This is a genomic window from Actibacterium sp., from assembly GCF_041584535.1.
GTDB lineage: Bacteria > Pseudomonadota > Alphaproteobacteria > Rhodobacterales > Rhodobacteraceae > Actibacterium_D.
Genome location: NZ_JBFHDW010000184.1, coordinates 1 through 5,352 on the forward strand (window position 1 = coordinate 1; position 5,352 = coordinate 5,352).

At 64.3% G+C, this 5,352-nt stretch carries 5 protein-coding genes; all 5 read right to left on the bottom strand.

Annotated features, from left to right (window positions below):
* Positions 1-1,340 (bottom strand): UDP-N-acetylmuramoyl-L-alanyl-D-glutamate--2,6-diaminopimelate ligase (locus tag ABYW26_RS09840; RefSeq protein ID WP_372604654.1); only part of this gene is annotated, 1,340 nt, incomplete at its 3' end.
* Between the two features lie 15 nt (positions 1,341-1,355).
* Complete coding sequence (locus tag ABYW26_RS09845) at positions 1,356-3,137, bottom strand: peptidoglycan D,D-transpeptidase FtsI family protein (RefSeq protein ID WP_372604655.1); 1,782 nt, start codon at positions 3,135-3,137, stop codon at positions 1,356-1,358.
* Positions 3,134-3,502, bottom strand: coding sequence for a cell division protein FtsL (locus tag ABYW26_RS09850; protein WP_372604656.1), 369 nt, complete (start codon positions 3,500-3,502; stop codon positions 3,134-3,136). The genes ABYW26_RS09845 and ABYW26_RS09850 overlap by 4 nt, the downstream gene beginning before the upstream one ends.
* Positions 3,502-4,506, bottom strand: a complete 1,005-nt coding sequence (gene rsmH, locus ABYW26_RS09855; RefSeq protein ID WP_372604657.1) for a 16S rRNA (cytosine(1402)-N(4))-methyltransferase RsmH — start codon at positions 4,504-4,506, stop codon at positions 3,502-3,504. Before rsmH ends, ABYW26_RS09850 begins: the two co-directional genes overlap by 1 nt.
* Positions 4,507-4,509: 3 nt before the next feature.
* Positions 4,510-5,013, bottom strand: a complete 504-nt coding sequence (gene mraZ, locus ABYW26_RS09860) for a division/cell wall cluster transcriptional repressor MraZ (RefSeq protein WP_372604658.1) — start codon at positions 5,011-5,013, stop codon at positions 4,510-4,512.
* Between the last annotated feature and the right edge of the window lie 339 nt (positions 5,014-5,352).

A 5,352-nucleotide genomic window follows, 5' to 3' on the forward strand; every position in this document is an offset into this window, starting at 1 on the left:
AGGATCGCTTCGGCGCGGTCGCCGACCTCGTTCGCTTCGGGACAACCGGCCATGATCGCGGCACGGATATCGGCGGGGACTTCGCTGCGCGGGTTGTCATCGGTGACAAAGACCACATCGGCATGACACGCGGCCTCTTGCCCCATCAGTGGCCGCTTGCCGGTGTCGCGGTCACCGCCGGCGCCGAACACCACCACCAGCCGCCCCATCACATGCGGGCGCAGCGCCATCAGCGCGGTTTTCAGCGCGTCAGGCGTATGGGCGTAATCGACGAACACCGCCGCGCCATTGTCGCGGGTTGCGGCCAGTTGCATCCGGCCCCGCACCCCGGCCAGATCGGGCAGCACGTCGAACACGTCATTCGGGTCTTCGTCGACCGCAATCGCCAGCGCCGCCGCCAGCAGCACGTTTTCGGCCTGAAAGCCGCCGATCAGGTTCAGACGCACCTGATGGGTATCCCCGGCCCAGACAAAGCGCAGATCCTGCCCGGTCGCGTCGAACCGCTGTGCCAGAATCCGCAGATCGGCCCATGCCGAATGCCCGACCGAGATGACGTCCTGCCCGCGCGACTCGGCGATCTCGGCCATCTTGGTGCCCTTGGGATCGTCCAGATTGATCACCGCACAGCCCTCTTCGGGCAGCACCCGGTCGAAAAGCCCGGCCTTGGCGGCAAAATAGTCGTCAAAATTGGCGTGATAATCCAGATGGTCCTGAGTGAAATTGGTGAACGCCGCCGCTTTCAGCGTCACCCCGTCCAGACGCCGCTGCGCCAGACCATGGCTTGAGGCCTCCATCGCGGCATGGCTGACACCGGCCTCGGCCATGCGGGCCAGCAGGTTGTGCAGGGTGATCGGATCAGGCGTGGTGTGCTGCAACGGGGCGTGGAACGCGCCCTCGACCCCGGTCGTGCCCAGATTCGCCGCCGTCAACCCCAGCAGGGTCCAGATCTGCCGGGTGAAATTCGCTACCGAGGTTTTGCCATTGGTGCCGGTGACGGCGACCACGACCTCGGGCTGCCTGCCGAACCACAGCGCCGCAGTATAGGCCAGCGCCTGCCGCGGGTCTTCGGCGATGATCAGCGCCGCATCCGAGGCCGCCAGTTCATCAGCCGCCAGTTTCGCCCCGGCGGCATCGGTCAAAATGGCCGTTGCCCCCATGCGCAGCGCATATTTGATGAATGTCGCGCCATGCACCCGTGTCCCCGGCAGGGCGGCGAACAGGTGACCGGCCTTGGTATAACGGCTGTCGACCGACAGGCCGGTGATCCGCGCCTCGCGCCCGGCTTTGGCGGTCAGGCCCAGCTCTGCCAGTGATTTCGTGCCTGCCTTCGCTGCCGTCATGTCCGCCCCCGGCGATTAGTTGCTGGTGAGTGTTACCTCAAAGCCCGGGGCAGGTTCAATCGCTGGTCTCAGCCCCAACAGCGGCGCCGTGCGGCGGATGATTTCAGCGGCGACCGGAACGGCGGTCCAACCGGCGGTGCGGCGCGGCTCCGACCCCGAGGTTTCCTCGGGTTCGTCCAGCGTCACCACCAGCACATATTTCGGGGCATAGGCGGGAAAGACGCCGGCGAAAGTGGCGATCACCTTGTCTTCGTAATAGCCGCCGGTGGGCTTGGGCTTGTCGGCGGTGCCGGTCTTGCCGCCAACCGCATAGCCCGGAACCTCGCCAAAGCTGGCGGTGCCGCGCTGAACCACGGCGCGCAGCATCGAACGCACCGCCGCCGAGGTCTGTTCCGACACCACCCGCTGACCCGAGCGCGGACGCCCCCCGGCCAACAGCGTCGGTTGCACTACATAGCCGCCGTTCAGCAGCGAGGCATAGGCGCTGGCCAGATGCAGCGGGCTGGCCGACAGGCCGTGGCCATAGGAAATCGTCATCGTCGACAGTTCCGACCAGTTGGACGGGATCAGCGGCTTGACGCCCGGCGCCTCGGTCAGTTCGATCGGCGACGGGTCCAGCAGGCCCAGCGTGCCAAGGAAGGCGCGCTGGCGCTCGGCGCCGATCTGTTGCGCGACATGGGCGGTGCCGACGTTCGAGCTTTTCACGATCACATCGGTCAGCGACAGACGCGCGCCGTAATTGTGGAAATCGTTGATGCGGAACTTGCCCCAGCGCAGCGGGCCTTGGGTGTCGACCATGGTGTCCGGGGTCATCAGACCGGTCTCAAGCGCCTGCGCGGCGGCGAAAATCTTGAAGGTCGAGCCCAGTTCATACACGCCCTGAACCGCGCGATTGAACAGCGGGCTGTCCGAGGCATCGCCTTCGACCAGCGGGCGCGGGCGTTCGTTGGGATCGAAATCCGGCAGCGACACCATCGACAGGATCTCGCCGGTGTGCACATCCATCAGGATCGCGGTCGCGCCCTTGGCATTCATCAGCTTCATACCGCCAAACAGCACCCGGCGGATCGCCGATTGCACCGTCAGATCCAGCGACAGCCGCAGCGGCTGGCCGCCATTGGCCGGATCGCGCAGATATTGGTCAAAGCTGCGCTCGACCCCGGCAACGCCGATGACCTCGGCGGAATGCACGCCTTCGCGGCCAAAGCTGGTGCCGCCCAGAACATGCGCCGCCAGCCGGCCGTTGGGATAGAGCCGCATTTCACGCGGGCCGAACAACAGGCCCGGATCGCCGATGTCATGCACCAGTTGCATCTGTTCGGGGCTGATCTTTTTCTTGATCCAGACGAATTTACGCTTGCCGGTGAATTGCGCCGTCAGCTTGTCCGCGTCGAGATCGGGAAAAATCGCCGCCAGTTCCAGTGCCGCGCGGGTCGGATCGACCATCAGCGGCGGCTGGGCATACAGCGAATGCGTGGCAAGGTTGGTGGCCAGAATATTGCCGTTGCGGTCAGTGATATCGGCGCGCTGCGCGGTGATCGTCGTGCCCGAGACCTCGACCTGCGGCTCCATCGGCTCGGACGAGGCCAGCGCCCCCATCCGCATACCCACGGCGCCATAGGCGCAAAGGAAAAACAGCGCCAGAACCCACAGCCGGGTTTCAGCGCGATTGCGCGATTGATCGCGCATCTGTTCATGACGCAGGCGCAGGTTTTCGCGCTCGATCACATCGGGGTTTTCGCCCTTGGCGCGGGCGTCCAGAATGCGGGCCAGCGGGCGCAGAGGCGTGCGGATCATTGCCCGTCCTCCGCGTCATCCTGCGGCAATTGTCCAACCACGTCGATCGGCTGCGACAGCGCCGGGAAAAAGTCTTCTTCGCTGGGATAGGACACCTGACCGATGCGGCCGAATTGATCGGGTTCCAGTTCCAGCAGGCCCAGACGGTCGAAATTCAGCTCGGCCAGTTCCCGCAGCCGGTCCGGGCGATTCAGATAGGCCCATTCAGCGCGCAGCATCGCGCGGGATTCGCGCATGTCGCCGATCTCGCGTTGCAGGCTTTCGGTCCGGGCGATCGCCTCTTGCGCGGCATAGTTTTCGCGATAGGCCCAAAAGGCCAGCGTCATCACCGCCACAGCCGCCATGACATAAAGAACACCCCGCATCAGCGCCCCCCTGCCGTCATCAGCGCCGGAAGACCCAGCGTCATGCGATCCACATCGCCCGCCGGGGCGTCGGTGCGTTCCGCCACCCTGAGCTTGGACGAGCGCGACCGCGGGTTTTCATCCAGTTCCTGATCGTCCGGCCCGATAGCACGACGCGACAACAGCCGGAATTGTGGCGTTTCTTCAATGGTTTCCGGCGCATAGCGGTTGGCCCGCCCGGCACTGCCAGAGCGTGCCTGAAGGAACCGCTTCACAATCCGATCTTCAAGCGAATGAAAGGTCACAACCGCCAGCTTGCCGCCCGGCTTCAACGCCCGTTCGGCAGCGCACAGACCCGCAACCAGTTCATCTAATTCGTCATTCACCGCGATGCGGATCGCCTGAAAGCTGCGGGTCGCCGGGTGGCTTTGCCCCGGTTTCGGGCGCGGCAGGCATTTTTCGATCACCGCCACCAGCTGCGCCGTGGTCTCGAACGGCTGCACGGCGCGGGCGGCGACAATGGCGCGGGCGATCCGGCGCGAGGCGCGCTCTTCGCCGTAATGATACAGCACATCCGCGATGTCTTTTTCTTCGGCGGTATTGACCAGATCGGCGGCACTTGGGCCGGTCTGGCTCATCCGCATGTCCAGCGGGCCGTCCTTCATGAAGGAAAAGCCGCGTTCGGCCATGTCCAATTGCATGGATGAGACGCCCAGATCCAGAACCACACCGTCCAGCGGCTCATCCGAATAGGTATCCAGCTTGGAAAACGTGCCCTGCACCAGACGCAGCCGGTCACCGTATTCACCGGCCCATTCAGCGGCCATGTCGAACACCAGCGGGTCACGATCAACGCCGATCACGCAGTCCGCTCCGGCCTCAAGCAAGCCGCGCGTATAGCCGCCCGCGCCGAATGTGCCGTCCAGCCACAGGCCAGACACCGGCGCCACGGCGGCCAGAAGCGGGCGCAGCAGAACAGGGATGTGAGGAGCATCAGCGGAAGGGGTCAGCGCCGCAGCCGCCATCGCTCAGGCGCCCCCCGCGCGGTCAAGCAGGGTCAGCGGATCGAAATCGTCCGGCAGGTCGTCCAGCCAGGCCTCGGTCTTGGCCAGTTCGTCGCGCTCATAGGTTTCGGGGTTCCAGATCTGGAACGTATCGCCCGAGGCAATGAAGAACGCCTCATTTTCCAGCCCGATCTTTTCCCGCAGCTTTTGCGGCAGAACCAGACGGCCATCGCCATCAACCTCGGTCGGATGCGACTGGCCGTGGAACAGCCGCTCAAGCATCCGCCGTTCAATCGAGCCGCGCGGCAGGTCGGCAATCTTGCCGTCCACCTCGTCGATGGCCTCGATCGTATAGCATTCCAGAAATTTGCGGCGGTGGTCGCCATAGACAATCACAAGCTGCGGACGCAGACCATCGGTCCAGTCAGGGTCGCCAGCCTCAAGCACACGGCGAAACAGGGCCGGGATCGAAACCCTGCCCTTGTTATCCACCTTGTGGTGGCTTTCACCTCTGAACCGTCGCGCCACTGTCCGACGCTCCTTCGCGTTGTCTTTTGAGCGATCGAGACGAAAACGGCGAATTGAGCTGCTGCCACTGCCCAATTCGCCGCCCTCGTCCCATCACTGGGTGACCGATCTGCGCAATGCCACCTGGGGGGATGTCTGCTCGCCTGCGCGCCGGATCTCTGGTTCGATGAAAGCGGGTGCCTGTATGAAACCTGACTTTCGCCTTTTCGGGGTCTTGCCGCCCCGTCGTTCTGCCCGTCCTCATCGGTATGTATAGGGATGACATGGGAATTCATGGGAAGCAAGAAAAACTTGCACCACCCATGCGACTTTCTTGGTGGGAAACGCCGGGGAATCCCA

Excerpts from the sequence above, each read along its gene's own strand:
- rsmH (WP_372604657.1), bottom strand. The coding sequence starts at position 4,506 with ATGGCGGCTGCGGCGCTGACCCCTTCCGCTGATGCTCCTCACATCCCT.
- ABYW26_RS09850 (WP_372604656.1), bottom strand. The coding sequence starts at position 3,502 with ATGCGGGGTGTTCTTTATGTCATGGCGGCTGTGGCGGTGATGACGCTG.
- ABYW26_RS09845 (WP_372604655.1), bottom strand. The coding sequence starts at position 3,137 with ATGATCCGCACGCCTCTGCGCCCGCTGGCCCGCATTCTGGACGCCCGC.